Raw genomic sequence first — 1,101 nt, forward strand, 5'->3', positions numbered from 1 at the left:
GTCCGTTCAGTGAACGGACCGGGCCCGCGGGCATTCGGGGGGCCGGGCCTACTTCGACGACTCGACCGCGTGGCCGCCGAACTGGTTGCGCAGCGCGGCGATCATCTTCATCTGCGGGGAGTCGTCCTGGCGGGAGGCGAACCGGGCGAACAGCGAGGCCGTGATCGCGGGCAGCGGCACGGCGTTGTCGATGGCCGCCTCGACGGTCCAGCGTCCCTCGCCGGAATCCTGTGCGTAACCCTTCAGCTCGTCCAGGTGCTCGTCCTCGTCGAGGGCGTTCACCGCGAGGTCGAGCAGCCAGGAACGGATGACCGTGCCGTCCTGCCAGGAGCGGAAGACCTCGCGCACGTTGTCCACCGAGTTGACCTTCTCCAGCAGCTCCCAGCCCTCGGCGTAGGCCTGCATCATGGCGTACTCGATGCCGTTGTGGACCATCTTGGAGAAGTGCCCGGCGCCGACCCGGCCCGCGTGGACGTAGCCGTAGGGGCCCTCGGGCTTGAGCGCCTCGAAGATCGGCTGGAGCCGGTCCACGTGCTCCTTCTCGCCGCCGACCATCAGGGCGTAGCCGTTCTCCAGGCCCCACACGCCGCCGGAGACGCCGGCGTCGACGAAGCCGATGCCCTTGATGCCGAGTTCCGCCGCGTGCTTCTCGTCGTCGGTCCAGCGGGAGTTGCCGCCGTCGACCACGGTGTCGCCGGGTGACATCAGGTCGCCGAGTTCGTCGATGACCGACTGGGTGGGGTGACCGGCCGGGACCATGACCCACACCACCCGCGGGGTTTCGAGCTGCTCGACCATTTCGGCGAGGCTCTTCGCGTCGGAGACGTCGGGGTTGCGGTCGTAGCCGATGACGGTGTGGCCGGCGCGGCGGATCCGCTCGCGCATGTTGCCGCCCATCTTGCCGAGACCGATGAGACCGAGCTGCATGTCAGTTCACTTCCTGAGAGTGCGGTAGGCGGCGACGAGGGCGGTGGTGGAGGGGTCCAGACCGGGCACGGCGGTGCCGTCGGTCAGGGCCGGTTCGATCCGCTTGGCGAGGACCTTGCCGAGCTCCACGCCCCACTGGTCGAAGGAGTCGATGTCCCACACCGCTCCCTGGAC

General features: G+C 68.9%; 2 protein-coding genes. Both read right to left on the reverse strand.

Translation table 11 applies throughout. The features are described from left to right. Nucleotides 1-48: 48 nt before the first annotated feature. Nucleotides 49-927, reverse strand: a complete 879-nt coding sequence (gene gnd, locus ABT085_RS46535) for a phosphogluconate dehydrogenase (NAD(+)-dependent, decarboxylating) (protein WP_351623313.1) — start codon at nucleotides 925-927, stop codon at nucleotides 49-51. 6 nt (nucleotides 928-933) lie between these two features. Further along, a partial coding sequence (locus ABT085_RS46540) for a phosphoglucose isomerase-related protein (protein ID WP_502983004.1) occupies nucleotides 934-1,101 on the reverse strand: 168 nt, incomplete at its 5' end.

It is taken from the genome of Streptomyces sp. NPDC002265 (genome assembly GCF_040296125.1).
Taxonomy (GTDB): domain Bacteria; phylum Actinomycetota; class Actinomycetes; order Streptomycetales; family Streptomycetaceae; genus Streptomyces.